This window comes from Citrobacter sp. Cpo147 (assembly GCF_030332405.1).
Lineage (GTDB): Bacteria > Pseudomonadota > Gammaproteobacteria > Enterobacterales > Enterobacteriaceae > Citrobacter > Citrobacter portucalensis.
Map to the genome: position 1 here is coordinate 585,312 of NZ_JAOWHX010000030.1, position 17,157 is coordinate 602,468.

General features: G+C 56.2%; 18 protein-coding genes. 1 reads left to right on the top strand and 17 read right to left on the bottom strand.

What is annotated here, in order from left to right:
- Window positions 1-821: 821 nt before the first annotated feature.
- Genes ycfP through hinT form a run of 6 tightly spaced genes read right to left on the bottom strand, consistent with a single transcriptional unit; the run spans window position 822 to window position 4,618 of the window.
- Window positions 822-1,364 (bottom strand): alpha/beta hydrolase YcfP, encoded by a 543-nt coding sequence (gene ycfP / locus OGY06_RS05435; RefSeq protein ID WP_003030817.1) that lies wholly within the window; start codon window positions 1,362-1,364, stop codon window positions 822-824.
- Between the two features lie 21 nt (window positions 1,365-1,385).
- Window positions 1,386-2,411 carry a beta-N-acetylhexosaminidase gene (gene nagZ / locus OGY06_RS05440; RefSeq protein WP_003832260.1) on the bottom strand — a complete coding sequence of 342 codons (1,026 nt, stop codon included), beginning with the start codon at window positions 2,409-2,411 and terminating at the stop codon, window positions 1,386-1,388.
- Between the two features lie 10 nt (window positions 2,412-2,421).
- Window positions 2,422-3,246 carry a thiamine kinase gene (gene thiK, locus OGY06_RS05445; RefSeq protein ID WP_063941451.1) on the bottom strand — a complete coding sequence of 275 codons (825 nt, stop codon included), beginning with the start codon at window positions 3,244-3,246 and terminating at the stop codon, window positions 2,422-2,424.
- The gene (gene lpoB, locus OGY06_RS05450) at window positions 3,227-3,868 is read right to left on the bottom strand and encodes a penicillin-binding protein activator LpoB (RefSeq protein ID WP_286604895.1); all 642 of its coding nucleotides are present in this window, start codon (window positions 3,866-3,868) and stop codon (window positions 3,227-3,229) included. Before lpoB ends, thiK begins: the two co-directional genes overlap by 20 nt.
- 13 nt (window positions 3,869-3,881) lie before the next feature.
- Entirely contained in the window at window positions 3,882-4,256 is a 375-nt protein-coding gene (locus OGY06_RS05455; RefSeq protein ID WP_079937935.1) for a YcfL family putative periplasmic lipoprotein, read from the bottom strand.
- A 2-nt stretch (window positions 4,257-4,258) separates the two neighbouring features.
- Complete coding sequence (gene hinT, locus OGY06_RS05460; RefSeq protein WP_003030826.1) at window positions 4,259-4,618, bottom strand: purine nucleoside phosphoramidase; 360 nt, start codon at window positions 4,616-4,618, stop codon at window positions 4,259-4,261.
- Window positions 4,619-4,967: 349 nt separating this feature from the next.
- Between hinT and fhuE the strand changes: the two genes are divergently transcribed.
- Entirely contained in the window at window positions 4,968-7,154 is a 2,187-nt protein-coding gene (gene fhuE, locus OGY06_RS05465) for a ferric-rhodotorulic acid/ferric-coprogen receptor FhuE (protein ID WP_286604898.1), read from the top strand.
- A 22-nt stretch (window positions 7,155-7,176) separates the two neighbouring features.
- Here fhuE and paaY read toward each other — a convergent pair whose 3' ends face one another.
- The 11 genes from paaY to paaC form a co-directional block, all read right to left on the bottom strand.
- Entirely contained in the window at window positions 7,177-7,773 is a 597-nt protein-coding gene (paaY, locus tag OGY06_RS05470) for a phenylacetic acid degradation protein PaaY (RefSeq protein ID WP_193133920.1), read from the bottom strand.
- An 11-nt stretch (window positions 7,774-7,784) separates the two neighbouring features.
- Complete coding sequence (paaX, locus tag OGY06_RS05475) at window positions 7,785-8,711, bottom strand: phenylacetic acid degradation operon negative regulatory protein PaaX (protein ID WP_003832246.1); 927 nt, start codon at window positions 8,709-8,711, stop codon at window positions 7,785-7,787.
- A 157-nt stretch (window positions 8,712-8,868) separates the two neighbouring features.
- Window positions 8,869-10,188, bottom strand: a complete 1,320-nt coding sequence (paaK, locus tag OGY06_RS05480; protein WP_003832244.1) for a phenylacetate--CoA ligase PaaK — start codon at window positions 10,186-10,188, stop codon at window positions 8,869-8,871.
- A 28-nt stretch (window positions 10,189-10,216) separates the two neighbouring features.
- A complete protein-coding gene (gene pcaF, locus OGY06_RS05485) occupies window positions 10,217-11,422 on the bottom strand; it encodes a 3-oxoadipyl-CoA thiolase (protein WP_200920534.1) in 1,206 nt (401 codons plus the stop codon).
- On the bottom strand, window positions 11,422-11,844 hold the full coding sequence (gene paaI, locus OGY06_RS05490) for a hydroxyphenylacetyl-CoA thioesterase PaaI (protein ID WP_003832239.1): 423 nt from the start codon (window positions 11,842-11,844) through the stop codon (window positions 11,422-11,424). The genes pcaF and paaI overlap by 1 nt, the downstream gene beginning before the upstream one ends.
- On the bottom strand, window positions 11,837-13,255 hold the full coding sequence (gene paaH, locus OGY06_RS05495; RefSeq protein WP_286604901.1) for a 3-hydroxyacyl-CoA dehydrogenase PaaH: 1,419 nt from the start codon (window positions 13,253-13,255) through the stop codon (window positions 11,837-11,839). Before paaH ends, paaI begins: the two co-directional genes overlap by 8 nt.
- 3 nt (window positions 13,256-13,258) lie before the next feature.
- A complete protein-coding gene (gene paaG / locus OGY06_RS05500) occupies window positions 13,259-14,047 on the bottom strand; it encodes a 2-(1,2-epoxy-1,2-dihydrophenyl)acetyl-CoA isomerase PaaG (RefSeq protein ID WP_164562923.1) in 789 nt (262 codons plus the stop codon).
- Window positions 14,048-14,049: 2 nt separating this feature from the next.
- Window positions 14,050-14,817, bottom strand: coding sequence for a 2,3-dehydroadipyl-CoA hydratase PaaF (gene paaF / locus OGY06_RS05505; protein WP_164562924.1), 768 nt, complete (start codon window positions 14,815-14,817; stop codon window positions 14,050-14,052).
- Window positions 14,814-15,884 (bottom strand): 1,2-phenylacetyl-CoA epoxidase subunit PaaE, encoded by a 1,071-nt coding sequence (paaE, locus tag OGY06_RS05510; RefSeq protein ID WP_164562925.1) that lies wholly within the window; start codon window positions 15,882-15,884, stop codon window positions 14,814-14,816. Before paaE ends, paaF begins: the two co-directional genes overlap by 4 nt.
- Before the next feature lie 7 nt (window positions 15,885-15,891).
- The gene (gene paaD / locus OGY06_RS05515) at window positions 15,892-16,389 is read right to left on the bottom strand and encodes a 1,2-phenylacetyl-CoA epoxidase subunit PaaD (protein ID WP_126318451.1); all 498 of its coding nucleotides are present in this window, start codon (window positions 16,387-16,389) and stop codon (window positions 15,892-15,894) included.
- An 11-nt stretch (window positions 16,390-16,400) separates the two neighbouring features.
- On the bottom strand, window positions 16,401-17,156 hold the full coding sequence (paaC, locus tag OGY06_RS05520; RefSeq protein ID WP_286604907.1) for a 1,2-phenylacetyl-CoA epoxidase subunit PaaC: 756 nt from the start codon (window positions 17,154-17,156) through the stop codon (window positions 16,401-16,403).
- Window position 17,157 lies beyond the last annotated feature (1 nt).

The following is a 17,157-nucleotide window of genomic DNA, read 5'->3' on the forward strand; positions in this document are numbered from 1 at the left end:
CAGTTAGCGCCTCAGTTTCAGAAAGCTTCAAGCTGTGCTGCCCGAGGTAAAAAACATGCTATCTCGGAGAAAGAGTTCCGTTCACCTCATGCTCATCATTTCTCTTAAGCACCGATTCCTGTGAACGTGTAAAGGGCGTTCTCCGCCACGCCCTTTACAATCCCGGCTCCCGGCAGGAAAATTGTTGCTGCGCAATACCCTCCGCTTATTCCTCCAGGCTACCGGGCCGGGCGCGAGGAAGCGTCCTTGCAAAGCGCGCCCTGAGCCAGCATCCATGCTGGCTCTCCCGGCCTTACGGAAACACGTCGGCAATTTTCAGCCGGACCAGCCCACACCTGACCATCTGCGTTTTTTGTTTAAACAGCAAAAAAGATTTAACTGGAAGTCAGTGCGTTGAAGCGATGACCCCGGTCCGGCTGAAAATCGATGAGGCATTGACGGCTGACCGGGTCTGTCCGCAAGGATGCGGACAGAGGGGACGGCCTGCATGGACGCAGGCTCGACCCCGACCCGACAGGCAGACGGCATAAGACGAATAACAAAATTGCCGGGAGCAATTTTGAACAGCGCTTGCGCTGGCCCCGAAGGGGTAAGCCCCAGGGATGGGGCGAATAATCGCGCAGCGACGATTTTCCCGCCGGGAGCCTGGGTTGCAAGGGAGGCGGCGGTGAGCCTCCCTTGCACGTTCACAGGTATCTGCGCTTCAGAGAAATGACACCGCTGAGGTGAACGGAACCCTGAGCCGGGATCACATGTTCACCATACGTTCGTAACTGACGAGCATTAGCCTGGAGGCTGTTTTTTTAAACGCTCAATAAGAATTAACCTAACGTCTTGAACGCTTTGATGCGCTGCAAATGCGGAGAGATATTCTTAAACTTATGCGTCTGCTCTTCGTCCCAGACTATCTCGTAAAAATGATGCAGCTCTTCCGACGAACGCTGACTGTTAAGCGCTTCATCATGACGTGACAGGATCACCAGGCAGCGATCGCGATTCTTCTCACGGAAATTGGTCACGCATTTTGTTGCGATGTCTGCATACTCCTCAGGTCTGTCGATTTTGCCTTCCATGTTCTCATACGGGAACAGGTTGGGATTAAACACTACCTGACGAATATCACACAGGAAACCAATCCGTTCAGCCCAATATCCCCCGAGCCCCACACCACAAATCAGCGGACGGTCATCCACATTCAGCTGCAGCATTTTGTCCACTTCTTTCAGCAGATGCTGCATATCATGTTTAGGATGCCGCGTACTGTAGCTAATCAGCCTGACATCCGGGTCGATGAATTGCAGCTGCAACACCTTCTCATGGTTGCCCGGGCTGTTAGAGTCAAAACCGTGTAAATAGATAATCATCGCATCCTCGCCAAACTTGCGTTAATGACCTGCTTTCTCTTCCTGCCAGCGCTCATGAAGTTGGTTAAGTTGAGCGCTTACCGTCTTCCAGCGTGCCGAGTCCATCAGTTCCTGACGTGAAAATGAACCTTTATGATACAAACGTGTAACACGTTCTGCATTGATCGGCGACAGATTATCTAACACACTGACCGCTCCCTTACGATTATTGCAGACCAGGATCATATCGCAACCTGCATCCAGCGATGCCTGTCCACGCTCCGCATAGCTTCCCATAATCGCCGCCCCTTCCATCGACAAATCGTCTGAGAAAATGACACCATCGAAGCCAAGCTCCTGGCGCAGCACCGTTTTCAGCCAGTGAGGTGAACCACTCGCCGGACGCGGATCTACATCACTGTAGATGACGTGCGCAGGCATAATGGCATCCAGTTTGTTTTCCGTAATCAACGTCTGGAACACGGACATATCTTTCGCACGAATCTCGGCTTCTGGGCGTGGATCGGTTGGGGTTTCTTTGTGTGAATCCGCCGTCACCGCCCCATGTCCTGGGAAATGTTTACCGGTCGTTTTCATGCCAGCAGTATGCATCCCGTCAATGAAGCGGGTCGCCATCGCCAGCGCTTTTAGCGGATCGGCATGGTAAGAACGCTCGCCGATTGCCGCGCTGATATGGCCCACATCCAGCACGGGTGCAAAGCTGATATCAATGTCCATCGCGATCATTTCGCTGGCCATCAACCATCCAGCGTCCTGAGCCAGTTTGCCGCCCTCTTCCAGACCGTGCAACGCAGCAAAGGATTGAGCCGCAGGCAGGCGGGTAAAGCCTTCACGAAAACGCTGTACGCGTCCGCCTTCCTGATCTACCGCCACCACCAGATGGTTACGTGACGCAGCCCGGATCTGGCGCACTAATTCACGCAGCTGTTCCGGGTCATGATAATTTCGGGTAAAGAGGATCAACCCACCTACCAGCGGATGTGCCAGAATCTCACGCTCTTCAGCGTCCAGCTCATACCCTTCGACATCCAACATTACTGGGCCCACACTGCTCTCCTTATCCTTTCATTGTTAGCTGCCGCCAGGTTTCATCGGCCAGCCTGATAAATTGTCGATCGCCGGTTTGCCGCCAGCGATACTCAAACCACCCCGCCTTCAGCATCATTATCCAGGGTTGCCATTGTCTGACCTGTCGCCACAAAACGTCTGGCTCAATGTGCGCTCGTTGGGCGTAGGTGCTAACCAACTGTTGGTGCTGGGATTCATCGCTAACCCATACTGCCGCCAGCTCCAGGGCAATATCACCGTCTCCGGCGTATTCCCAGTCAATCAGCCGCAGCCCTGAGGCTGTACGTACGATGTTGTCACCGTGAACATCCATATGCAGCGGCCCCAGGCGCAAAGGTCGGGGCTCACCTCGTTTCCTTAGCCGCTTCAGCGCGCGCAGCCAGCATGGTGTACGACGCGCCGGATCGCCACACTGCCAGTACTGTTCAAGTAGCGGAAGCAGGCTAATTCGCCAGCCCAATCGGGGTTGCTGGTGCAGATGATACAGTAAGCCTGCGAGTTCGTCGGCGTCCGGTAATCTGGATTCTACCTTACCGTGAAAAAACTCGACTGCCATCCACCCACGCGTATAAAAGTGAGGACGTGGCGCAAGGCTTTCTGGCAGGTGTTTTAGCGCATGGTATTGGCGTAAGAAATGAGATTCCGGCGCGTCAGGATCGTGATGGCAGCGCAGTACCAGTCGGTGGGAACTGTGTTCAATGATGCAGCTCCCGCCGCTCAGGCCGGTTTGGCTGGTTGCGACGGGATGATACTGCGGGAAATAGCGCGACAATACTTCGCCGCGCGTGAGTCTGTTATTGTTGCTGAACGGCACCTTTACCTGACCAGATTATCTCGCCAGTTTGTACCAGCATTAATTGCATTTGCAGCGCAGGCGAATTGACGTTGCCAGATGCGCTGGAATAAAGCACATACTGCGCACCAACGTTACGGGCGATACCAATCGCTTTACTGCGTGTTCCCAGGCTATCGTTTGGCGACAGACCTAACTGCTGCTTGGCGACGGCCAGTTGCTGAGCGGAAACCAGAGTAAACTTACCGTTATTCGCCAGCGCGTTACGCAAGGTCTCGGTGGCTTCCCCCGCGTTCAACGAGCCGTTGGTACGGTTATTCACGCTATCAACCAGCAGAACGCCACCCGCTTTGACGCCGTCGGCCTGCAGCATTTTGCCGACCATCGGCTGCATCGCCCCATTCCAGTCATAATGACGTTGACGTGGCGTCGGCTGCGCCGTTTGGTCCTCGTGCTCAATCGGGCCCGGCTGCTGCGTTATGGTTGGCACCGTTGGCACAACCGGAACCGGCTGTTGCGGCTGCGCAGGCTGTTCCGGCACCGGCTTGACTTCCTCTACCGGCGCGGGCTCACGTTGCACCACACAGCCAGAGAGAAACATCGCCAGCGCGGCAATCAGTGCGTAGCGATTCATTTTGTTCATCAAGATTCACCCCTTACAAATAAAGATAAAGTCTAACCTTGTGCGCCCCCAGATAATTGGCGCTGCCATACAGCGTCACCGACGAATGAGCCGGAACAGTCACACTGCGTGGCGCTTCCAGAGGGTGCATTTCCAGCCCTCTGGCGTCATACCAGTAAAACCGATAATGAACGGTAACGGGTTCTTGTCTTTCGTTATAGAGTCGAGAGGATGCCGAGGCCTGAATATCAGACGTGGTTAACGTGGGCTGTTCTGCTGTTATACCCGCCGCCAGAATCGTTGATTCCATCACCAGCGACTGTTCATCACTTACCGGAATTTCAGGATGTGTTCGACAACCCGCCAGCAACAGCAAACCCAGTGAAAGCGCAATGCATCCTCTGGTCATGCTTACAGACCTTTATGCGCAAGCATTGGGCCAAGCGCACGTCCACCCAGCAGGTGCATATGAATGTGATACACCTCCTGCCCCCCGTGGCGGTTGGTGTTCATGATTAAGCGGTACCCATCTGCAGCAATGCCTTCCTGCTCAGCAATTTTCGCCGCAACGGTGATCATGCGGCCCAATGCCTGTTCATGTTCCGCCGTCACATCGTTGACAGTTGGGATCAGAATGTTAGGAATGATCAGGATATGCGTTGGTGCCTGAGGGGAAATATCACGAAACGCAGTGACCAGTTCATCCTGGTATACGATATCTGACGGAATCTCACGACGAATAATTTTGCTGAATATAGTTTCTTCTGCCACGACGTTTTCCTTTTTCATTAACAGCCCAGGCGTTTTGCCATGCTACGCCGGGTAACTCTGCGAGTATAGAGTATGAGCGAGTTACTCACGCTCTTTCAACTTTAACCCTCGATTTTTTAAGCGAAAACCTCAGTTAGTGCTGCTCTTATAACCATTTCCCTGCGCTATTGCTCAAGCATAGTACTGAAACAATATTTCATTTATGTCGTAGCATCTGTTTACACATTGACTGCTAATGCGTATATTTCGCATTTGCATTTACATGCGCATTTAATAATTTACAACCAAAGGGTTCATCACAACTACCGGTGATTCGAACTTAATATTAATAATTATCAAGGGCTTTTCGATGTCTTTCACAACACTCAACGGGAATATTCAACGCCAACCGGGGCTTGCCCCTTCTTTGCTGGCAGCATGCATCACGCTAGCCCTTTTACCTTCCACCAGCCTCGCAGCCCCTGCAGAAGAGACAGTGATCGTGGAGGGTTCTGCTCCATCCGCATCCAGTGAGGAGCAGGATTACAGCGTTAAATCGACCACCGCTGGCACAAAAATGCAGATGACACAGCGCGATATTCCGCAATCGGTCAGCATTGTCAGCCAGCAACGCATGGAAGATCAGCAATTGCAAACGCTGAGCGATGTGATGGACAACACGTTGGGGATAAGCAAAAGCCAGGCGGATTCAGATCGCAGCAGCTATTACTCGCGCGGATTTCAGATTGATAACTATATGGTCGATGGGATCCCGACCTATTTTGAATCCCGCTGGAATCTCGGTGACGCCCTTTCTGACACCGCCCTTTTTGAGCGTGTCGAAGTGGTCCGTGGCGCAAACGGGCTAATGACCGGGACGGGTAACCCTTCAGCCTCCATTAACATGATCCGTAAGCATGCCACCAGCCGCGAGTTCACCGGTAATGTTTCAGCGGAATATGGCAGCTGGAATAAACAACGCTATGTGACCGATCTGCAAAGCCCGCTTACGGCAGACGGCAACGTGCGCGGCCGCATCGTGGCGGGTTACCAGAATAACGACTCCTGGCTTGATCGCTACAATAGCGAAAAAATGTTCTTCTCCGGGATTGTCGATGCCGATTTGGGTGACACCACCAGCCTGTCTGCGGGCTATGAATATCAGCGCATTGATATCAACAGCCCAACCTGGGGTGGATTGCCGCGCTGGAATACCGATGGCAGTAAAAACAGCTATGACCGTTCGCGCAGCACTGCGCCGGACTGGGCTTACAACGATAAAGACTTCAACAAAGTGTTTGTCACCATCAAACAACGTTTTGCCGATACCTGGCAGGCGACCATGAACGCCACCCACTCCGAGGTCAAGTTCGACAGTAAAATGATGTACGTCGATGCCTATGTTAATAAGGCCGACGGCACGCTGATTGGCCCATATGGCAACTATGGTCCGGGATATGACTACGTCGGAGGAACCGGCTGGAACAGCGGCAAACGTAAAGTGGATGCTGTCGATCTATTTGCCGACGGCGGTTACGATCTGTTTGGTCGTCAGCATAATCTGATGCTGGGCGGCAGCTACAGTAAACAGAATAACCGTTATGAAAGCTCGTGGGCGAACGTTTTCCCCAACGAAATCGGCAGCTTCTATACCTACGATGGTAACTTCCCGGAAACCAACTGGAACCCGCAGTCATTGGCTCAGGACGATACCACGCACATGAAATCGCTGTACGCCGCAACGCGTATTTCGCTGGCCGACCCACTGCATTTGATTGTCGGCGCACGTTACACCAACTGGCGTATCGACACCCTGACCTACAGCATGGAGCAAAACCACACCACGCCGTATGCGGGTCTGGTATATGACATTGACGATAACTGGTCTACCTACGCCAGCTATACCTCAATCTTCCAGCCGCAGAACAAGCGCGACAGCTCCGGTAAATATCTCTCTCCGATCACCGGCAACAACTATGAGCTTGGTCTGAAGTCCGACTGGATGAACAGCCGTTTAACCACCACGCTCGCGGTGTTCCGCATTGAACAGGACAACGTAGCGCAATCAACCGGCGTGCCAATCGCCGGTAGCAATGGCGACACGGCCTTTAAAGCGATGGATGGCACGGTCAGCAAAGGGGTTGAATTCGAGATTAACGGTGCGATCACTGATAACTGGCAGATGACGTTTGGTGCGACACGCTATGTTGCAGAAGACAACGAAGGCAATGCAGTAAACCCAAACCTGCCGCGGACCACGGTCAAACTGTTTACCCGTTATCGCCTGCCAGCCATGCCGGAACTGACCGTCGGCGGTGGAGTTAACTGGCAGAATCGTGTTTACAGCGATACGGTCACGCCTTATGGCACATTCCGCGCGGAACAGGGAAGCTACGCCCTGGTAGATTTGTTCACCCGCTACCAGGTAACAAAAAACTTCTCAGTGCAGGGTAACCTTAATAACCTGTTCGATAAAACCTACGACACGAATATCGACGGTTCTATCGTTTATGGTGAGCCGCGTAACGTCAGCGTTACCGCCAGCTATCAGTTCTGACACCGGGTATTGCGTAGAATTGCTAACTCGCTGACTTAGGTTGCAAATTCTCATCAAACTCCAGCCGCTTTCTGTCGGGTTCTACCGCAGTCAGCGGCTTCACTTCTGAAAGCGTCTGCTGACAGCGCTCCACCAGCACCTGATACTCGCGAGTGCCCTGTTTTTTCCACACCAGTTCCTGCTCAGTTAACATGCGAATCGCTTTCGCCGGGCTACCGACAATCAGATGGTTGGCAGGCATCTCAGCGCGCGCTTTCACAAACGCCGAGGCACCAACGATACTGTTTTCACCGATGGTCGCGCCATCGATAATCACCGCACTCATGCCGACCAGCGCGTTCCGCCCAATCACACAGCCGTGCAGAATCGCCCCGTGGCCGATATGTCCGTCCTCTTCCACCACCGTATCCTGGCCGGGAAATCCGTGCATCACGCAGTTATCCTGGATATTCGCCCCATCTTTAACCACGATACGTCCAAAATCTCCGCGCAGGCTGGCGTTGGGACCAACATAAACACCTTTGCCGAGAATGACATCGCCAATCAGCACTGCGGTTGGGTGAACATAGCTTTCTGCAGGAACTACCGGGATCATCCCGTCAATCTGGTAAATCGGCATGGCTTCTCCTGTTACACCTCGGCTAATCCGCCGAAACGTTGATAATAGAGCGGCCCCGGCGCGGGCAGTTCCCCCACCGAACTCTCGCCTTTTTCGCTGACGAAAACCTGGGCGCCGGGCGCAACACGTTGATAAATATTAATGCACAGCTGACGCGCCGTCTGACCCAGCCAGTGAGCAGGCAGCAATTCTTCCGGCAGCAGCGGATCTTTGAGCACAACCCGACGATAGAAGTGAATGAGCAACAGGCGGATCTGGAAGCAGCGCTCTGGCGTAAGTTCGTCCGGCCCGGCGTCACGCAGTAGCGGTAACAACGGACGGAACAGCGTGATAAACGCCTCGTACATGGCATTTTGTTCGGTTAAGTGCCAGCACCCTTCTACCCGCTCACGCAGCGCAGCGCGGGAGAGTGCCAACGGCGAATGCGCCTCAAAAACGATGACATTTTCCGCCACCCCAGCCTCATGGAGCAGCGACTGTACGTCCGCCAGCTTTTGCGATGGCGACGCCAGCAGACTCGGCGCCAGTACGCCAAAACCTTGCCATAACAGCTGCTTTTTAACTTCGGCCAGGGTATTTTTCTCCAGCCCCTCCGACAGCAGCAGCAGCCAGGTACCGTCCCACTCAGGGGCGCTGGCACGATAGATTTTGCTCTCGGCGCGGCGCGTCAAGCGTAGCCCTTTATCACTCAGGCGGTAGAAACTGCGGCGGCCGATACGTACTACGTCCAGCCATTCTTCTTTATTAAGGCGAAACAGTGCGGTACGTACAAAACGTTCACCGAAGCCAAGCCCTTCCAGCAGCGCGGCAACGCTACCGAGCCAGACTTCTCCACCGCGTTGCGATAAACAGTCCCCGTAAAGCGAGGCGATAAGCGAGGTGCCGCTGACCGGCATCGCGGTGACCGCCTGCTGAATAAAATTATCGAGTTTTTCCATATGATTCATAGTGTTGTTATTTTTGTCCTTTTTGAATCATAGCACAGGAATAAAGCAGCGAAACGCCAGGAGTTTGTAGGCCGGATAAGGCAACGCCGCCATCCGGCAGCGTTGCACTGTTCTGCCTGATGGCGCTACGCTTATCAGGCCTACAGGGTTAACCGTTGGCGGCAACTTTGCGCAGGTCGAACACCCGGCACGCCTTACCTTCAGAGCGCGGGATGCTGCCGCAGTTAACAATGCTTACGTCGGTGGAAATACCCACCATCGACTTAATACGATGACGCAAATGATGGCAAATCTGGCAGCGCTGCTCATGGCTCAGCACCAGGCTACTCTCTTTAAGCTCCACGCGTACCGAAAGCGAATCAAGATGCCCTCGGCGATCCACTTCCAACTGGTAATGCGGAGCCAGATGCTCAATCTTGAGGATCTCTTCTTCCACCTGCGATGGGAAGACGTTGACGCCGCGAATAATCAGCATATCGTCGCTGCGCCCGCTAATGCGATCCATACGACGCATCGTGCGCGCGGTACCCGGCAGCAGGCGCGTCAGGTCGCGGGTACGATAACGAATGACCGGTAGCGCTTCTTTCGTCAGCGTGGTGAACAGCAGTTCGCCGTGCTCGCCGTCGGCCAGTGGCGTACCGTCATCCGGATTGACCACTTCCGGGAAGAAATGATCCTCCCATATTGTCGGACCATCACCCGTTTCGATGCACTCCATCGCCACGCCCGGCCCCATCACTTCCGAGAGGCCATAAATATCCAGCGCCGTAATACCGAGGCGACGTTCGATCTCCGCGCGCATCCCCGTGGTCCACGGTTCTGCGCCAAATACACCGGTACGCAGTGAACAACCCCGCGCGTCACCGCCCATCTGGCGCTCCAGCTCTTCAATCAGGTTCAGGCAGTAAGACGGCGTGACCATAATCATGTCAGGTTTGAAATCGCGAATCAGCTGCGCCTGCTTTTCAGTCTGCCCGCCGGACATTGGGATAACCGTTGCCCCTAAGCGCTCCGCGCCGTAGTGCGCGCCCAGGCCGCCGGTGAAAAGGCCATAGCCATAAGCGACGTGGATTTTATCTTTCGCGGTACCGCCTGCGGCACGCAGCGAGCGGGCGACGATATTAGCCCAGGTATCAATATCATTTTGCGTATAGCCCACCACAGTCGGTTTACCCGTGGTGCCGGATGATGCATGGATACGCACCACCTGCTCCATCGGTACCGCGAAGGTGTCGAAGGGATAGTTGTCACGCAGGTCCTGCTTGGTGGTGCAGGGAAACTTGCTCAGATCGCTCAGCTCACGGAAATCATCCGGGTGAACCCCCGCCGCGTCGAACTTACGGCGGTACATCGGGACATTTTCATAGGCGTGTTTTAACGTCCATTTCAGGCGCTCGGTTTGCAAAGCCTGTAATTCGTCACGCGATGCGGTTTCAATCGGATCTAATTTTGTTGTTGTCGTTGTCATTTTGTAGGGCACTCGCAGGTCAATTAGCTCACACTCGCTCAAGGATCATGGCAATGCCCTGACCCACGCCAATACACATCGTACACAGCGCATAACGTCCATTGCGTCGTTCCAGCTCCAGCGTTGCGGCCAGCGCTAACCGCACACCGCTCATCCCCAGCGGGTGACCTAAAGCGATAGCCCCCCCATTGGGATTCACGTGTTCTGCGTCATCTGCCAGTCCAAGCTGTCTCATCACACCCAACGCCTGGGCGGCAAAGGCTTCATTCAGCTCAATCACATCCATATCGTTGATATTCAGCCCGGCGCGCTCCAGCACTTTTCGTACCGCAGGAACTGGCCCAAGACCCATGTACTTCGGTTCAACGCCCGCGGTCGCCATGGCGACAATGCGTGCACGCGGCGTTAGTCCCTGGGCCTTTATGTGTTGCTCGCTGGCTACGATCATTGCTGCCGCGCCGTCGTTCACCCCAGAGGCATTGCCTGCGGTGACCACGCCGTTCTTACGAAACGGTGTTTTCAGTTGTGCGAGTTGCTCCAGCGTGGTTTCTGCACGCGGATGTTCATCTTCACGTACTGCGCTAACTGCCCCTTTCTTGCCAGTGATTTGTACCGGCACAATTTCCTGCGCCAGAATGCCGTCACACTGGGCTTTCGCCGTGCGCTGCTGGCTGCGATACGCAAAGGCGTCCTGGTCCTCCCGGCTTATATTTAACAATTCAGCTACATTCTCCGCCGTTTCCGGCATGCTGTCAGTTCCGAATTGTTGCTGCATGAGCGGGTTCACAAAACGCCAGCCAATGGTGGTATCAAACATCTCTGCCTGACGCTGAAACGGCGCGGTCGCTTTGCCCATTACAAACGGCGCGCGTGACATTGACTCAACACCACCGGCGATCAGCAGATCGGCATCACCGGCTTTGATCGTGCGAGCAGCGAAGCCGATCGCATCAAGCCCGGAGCCGCACAGACGGTTGATGGTCGTGCCGGCAACGCTGTGCGGATAACCCGCCAGCAGGGTCGCCATATGCGCCACGTTGCGGTTATCCTCGCCCGCCTGGTTGGCGCAACCGAAGATCACATCGTCAATAGCGCTGGGATCCAGGCGTGGGTTGCGGTTGAGTAATTCACGCAACGGGATGGCCGCCAGATCGTCGGCACGCACGCCTGCCAGCGCCCCGCCGTAGCGACCAATCGGGGTACGAATACCGTCACAAATAAATGCGTCACGCATTAGACTTCTCCTGTAATCGTGCCACCGATGCGGTGAGATTTGCCGCGAAACAGAGCCACGGTTTTGTGTTGCTGATTGACAATTTCAATGTCGTAAACGCCAGTGAGTTTGCCTTGCTGCTTAACCCGCGCGGTGGCGGTCAATTTGTCACCTGCAAAGGCCGGACGCAGAAAGTCGATACTGGCTGCTGAGGCTACTGCTGCCAGTCCCTGACTGTTGCAGGCGTAAGCAAAGGCAGTATCCGCCAGCGAAAACAGTTGCCCGCCGTGACAGGTCTGATGGCCATTCAGCTGCGACGGCGACACGGTCATGGTCATCTGCGAATAACCGTCGTCCATCTCAATAATTTCAATCCCCAGCGCCTGCGCGCAGGTGTCTTTCACATACATGGCGCGGGCGTTGCGCCAGGCTTCATTACTCATGACGCATCTCCATCAGCACTTTCTGGCGCAGCAGCGCACTCGGGCGATAGCGTTCTTCGCCATAGTGCTGTTGTAGGTTTTCCAGCAGACGCAGCACACGTCCCCAGCCGAGCGAGTCGCCCCAGGCCAGCGGCCCGTGCGGGTAGTTAACCCCCAAGCGCATGGCGATATCGATATCCTCGGCGCTGGCGACTCCTTTTTGCAGCGCATCCAGCGCTTCGTTCGCCAGCATCGCTACCGTGCGCCATACCAGCAGCCCTGGGTAGTCGGCAATACGCAGCACTTTTTTGCCCTGCTGCTGGAAGTAGTACACCGCTTTGTCGGTGGCTGAAGCCGGGTTGGTTGGTGCGCTTGCCAGCACGACGGTGTCGCCCACAGCATGGTCATACACCACCACCGGGCGCTGGTGCTGCACGCTTAAGGCCAGCGCGGTTTCACCGGTTGTTTCAAGGAGCAGCACATCATCCAGTTCAGTGACAACGTCACGCTTGATATTTTTTGCTGCATTTTCAGGCGCTACCGCTGCAACAGCCAGTTCAGGCGATACTTCAGCAGGCCAGCAATAGACGCCGTGGCCGCTCTTCTTGCCCAGACGCCCCGCCAGAGCGAGCTCCTGTTGCAGCAAAGACGGTAGAAAACGGCGGTCCTGCCAGAAGGCGTTAAACACCGAACAAGTCACGGCAAAATTGACGTCCTGACCAATCAAGTCGGTCAGCGCCAGCGGTCCCATCGGGAAGCCGCCGCCGTCACGCAGCGCCGTATCAATCACTTCCGCTGACGCAACCTGTTCTTCCAGCGCGCGCCAGGCTTCAGCGTAGTACGGACGCGCCACGCGGTTGACGATAAAACCCGGCGTTGAGCGGCAGCGCACCGGCTGCTTGCCCCAGGCGATTACGCACTGGCAAAGCAGCTCGACTACCTCAGTTGAGGTGGCAAGGCCGCTCACCACTTCCACCAGTTTCATCACCGGTGCCGGGTTAAAGAAGTGCAGCCCCGCCACACGTTCCGGATGCTTCACTCCCGCTGCAATTGCGGTAATTGAGATCGACGAGGTATTACTGGTCAGCAGCGTTGACGGCAAACAGATCTCCGCCAACTGACTGAACAGCGCTTTTTTAATTTCCAGCCGCTCGGAAGCGGCTTCAATCACCAGTTGTGCATCGGCAAGCTGATTCAGTTCAGTCGCGGGTACGATTCGTGCCAGCAGCTCACTGGCCTGTTCCGCACTAATTTTTCCACGACCAACACGAACGTCGAGTCGCTGGCGAATACCCTCAATGGCGCGAGTAATCGCCTCAGCGGAAATGTCATACAGCAGGACCGAATGCCCGGCGCTGGCAGCCACTTCGGCAATGCCTGCACCCATTGTTCCGCCGCCGATCACGGCAACGCGGTGAAGAGTTTTCGTCATGGCTTATTTCCCGCTGAACTGTGGTGGGCGTTTGCCGAGAAAGGCGCTGACCCCTTCGCGATAGTCGTCGCTGCGACCGGCCATGCGCTGGTAGTCGCGCTCAAGCTCAAGCTGCTGATCCAGCGTGTTGGTTTCGGAAAGCTGCAAGGCTTTCTTAATCAGCCCCAGGCCATAGGTCGGCTGCGTCGCGAAACGGCGCGCCATGGTCAACGCGGTATCTTTCAACTCGGCATCGTCGACCACTTGCCAGATCATGCCCCACTGCGCGGCCTGTTCGGCGCTGAGGTTATCGCCAAGCATCAGTAAGCCGACGGCGCGAGCGCGACCGGCTACGCGCGGCAGCACCCAGCTTCCGCCGCAGTCCGGCACCAGGCCGAGCTTGCTGAAGGCCATGACAAACTTCGCCGAGCGCGCGGCGAGGACGATGTCGCAGCCCATGGCCAGCGTGGCACCGGCACCAGCGGCAACGCCGTTGACGGCACAGATAACCGGCTTCGGCAGCGCGGCTAAGCGGCGCACCAGCGGGTTGTAGAAGCGTTCCACCGACATGCCCAGATCCGGCGCGGGGCCGCTCGGGTCAACGTTACGGTCGTTCAGATCCTGTCCGGCGCAAAATCCGCGTCCGGCGCCGGTGATCAGCAGGCAACGAATGGTGTCGTCGCGCTCGGCCTGTTTCAGGCAATCGGCAAGCTGCTGGTGCATCACGTCGTTAAAGCTGTTGAGTCGGTCCGGGCGGTTCAGGATGATAGTCATCACGCCCTGCTCCACTTCGCTGAGAATAAATGCGTCCACGATTAGCGTCCTTTAAATTCCGGTGTGCGTTTTTCTAAAAAGGCGCTGACGCCTTCACGACGATCTTCGGTGCCGCTCAGCAGCGTAAACAGCTGACGTTCCTGCACCAGACCGGCCTGGAGACCCACTTCTTGCGCAGCGCGTAGAGACTGTTTTGCCGCCCGCAGCGCCAGCGGTGAGTGACGGGCGATGGTCGCCGCCAGCTTGAGCGCGTATTCATCGGAGAGGTTCGCCGGGTGAATGTCACTCACTAGCCCGGCCCGTTGTGCTCGTTCGGCATCAATGCTTTCACCGCTCAGCACCATTCGGCTGGCCAGCGCTTTGCCAACACAACGGATAAGCCGCTGCGTACCGCCCGCCCCTGGCATGGTGCCGAGAGTAATCTCCGGCAGACCAAAGCGCGCGTTATCCCCGGCAATCACCAGGTCGCACAGCAGCGCCAGCTCGCAGCCCGCGCCCAGTGCGTAACCGTTAACCACCGCGATCAACGGCTTGTTGAAGGCATCAATACGTGCCCACAGGCGTGGGCGAATATCGTCGAAAGTGGCGGGCAGATCTTTTTCCGCCATTTCATTAAGATCGGCCCCGGCGGCGAAATAGCTCGGGTTACCGCCAATCACGCAAACGCTTATGCTGACGTCCGCCGCCGCGCTTTCCAGCGCGTCAGCAATCTGCGTTAGCAGCGCATTGTTCAGGGCGTTACGCGCCTGCGGACGGTTCAGAATCAGTTGCAGTACACGGTCGTGACGGGAAATCAGCAGTTCGCTCATGCCATCCCCCGCGCATCGAAGTCGACCACTACGTCACCGCTGGTTGGCAGCGCCTGGCAGCTCAGCACATAGCCCGCCGCCAGTTCATCGGCTTCAAGGCTGTAGTTGGCGGCCATCGCCACCTCGCCACTGACCACCTTGCATTTGCAGGTGGCGCACACGCCGCCTTTACAGGCGAACGGCAGGTCAGCGCCCTGGCGCAGCGCGGCGTCGAGAATGCTGTCATCTTCCGCATTCAGTGAAATCAGGCGATCGCGCCCATCCTGACGAAGGGTGACCGTGCGGCCTTCCGCCTGGATGCCGGTGGCGCGTTTCACGCTGGTCCCCGGCGTATTAAAACGCTCAAGGTGAATGGATTTTTCCGCTATACCCAGTTCGCGCAGTGCCACTTCGGCTTCATCCATCATCGCCGATGGGCCACAGATAAAGGCGTCATCAAAGCGGCTGAAATCGAGCAAGTTTTTGCCCAGCGCACGCAGTTTGTCGCCGTCAATACGACCCTGTAGCAGATCGCTGTCCATCGACTCCTGACTGAACAGGTGCACCACCTGTAAACGCTGCGGATAGCGGTCTTTCAGATCGGCCAGCGCCTGACGGAACATCATGCTGTGGCTGCTGCGGTTGCCGTAGATCAGCGTGAACTGGCTGGCCGGTTCGGTCGTCAGCGTCGCTTCAATAATCGCCATCATCGGCGTAATGCCGGACCCGGCGGCTATCGCCAGATATTCGGCTTCGCGCTCGGCCTGCGGCTGGTAGCCAAAATGGCCTTGCGGCACCATCACTTCCAGCGTCATACCCTGCTGGATATCCTGCTGGGCATAGCGGGAGAAACGCCCACCGTCGATAGCTTTAACCGCGACGCTAATTTCCGACGGCGAGCGGCTGCGACAAATGGAGTAACAACGACGCAGCTCTTCTCCACCGAGGTGAGCTTTCAGCGTCAAATGCTGGCCCGGTCGAAAGGCGTAGTCATTACGCAGCGCGTCAGGAATGGTGAAAGTGATGGTCACCGCATCGCGCGTTTCCGCTACGACGTTGGCCACGGTAAGCGAATGAAATGTTGTCATCGCAACCTCAAATACATTTAAAGTAATCAAAGGGTTCACGGCAGCTGTCGCAGCGATATAACGCTTTACAGGCCGTGGAACCGAATTCGCTAATCAGCGAGGTATGGGTGCTGGCGCAGCGCGGGCACTGTACGTCAGTTGGCATTTCGGCATGACAGGCGTGGGCCTGCGGCGGGCTGATACCATACTGGCGCAGGCGTTCGCGGGCGTCCGGACTCATCCAGTCAGTGGTCCACGGTGGGTCAAGCTGCAGGACGATATGTACTGGCGTATAGCCGTGCTCCGCCATCACCGCGCGAATTTCACCCAGTAGATGCTCGGTGGCCGGGCAGCCGGAGTACGTCGGCGTAAAGCCGATTACCCAGCCGTCGCCGCAGCGCTCAACGCTGCGTACCATGCCGAGATCGGTGATGGTCAGCACCGGCACTTCCGGATCTGAAATCGCACTTAACAGCCCCCAAACGGTGTGCACTTCTGGCGGTGCGATCGCGGTAAGACGTTGCATAGCCCCCCCTGCTACCACTGCTGCCCAGGATACGTACGCTGCAAGTACTGCATCTCGGCCAACATCGGCCCGAGATGTTCGCTGTGTAGCCCCTGCTTGCCGCCGTTGCGAAACGCCGCCTCTTGCGGAACGTGTAAACCAGAATCAATCAGCGCAGTGTGTACTGTCGTTTGCCATTCGGTTTGCAGTTCGCGCGGATCGACGGCAATGCCCTGCCTGGCCAGACCGATCTCCAGTTCGTCGGCAAGGAACAATTCGCCGGTATAACGCCACAGATTGTCCACCGCCTTCTGCATCAGTTGCGCGGAGTAGTCAGTACCATTCCCCAGTCGCTCCAGCCAGCCGCGGCTGAAGCGCTGGTGATAACGCACCTCTTTCAGTCCTTTGGCAGCGATAGCCGCAATCTGCTTATCGCGGCTGTTAACCAAACGAGTGAACAACGCCACGTGCCAGACGTCGATAAAGAACTGGCGAGCGATCGTGTCGGCAAAGTTGCCGTTAGGTTGTTCTACCAGCAACAGGTTGCGGAACTGACGCTCATCACGACCAAAAGCCAGCGTGTCTTCGTCGCCGCTACCCGCCAGTTCGGCTGCGTAGCTGAGGAAGTTGCGCGCCTGCCCCAGCAGGTCGAGGCCGATATTAGCCAGCGCCAGATCAATCTCCAGCTCCGGCGCATGGCCGCACCAGGCACCCAGACGCTGAGCCAGCACCAGGCCGTTATCGCCCAGACGCAGGGCATAGGTTGCAACGGGATTCAGGTTATTCATC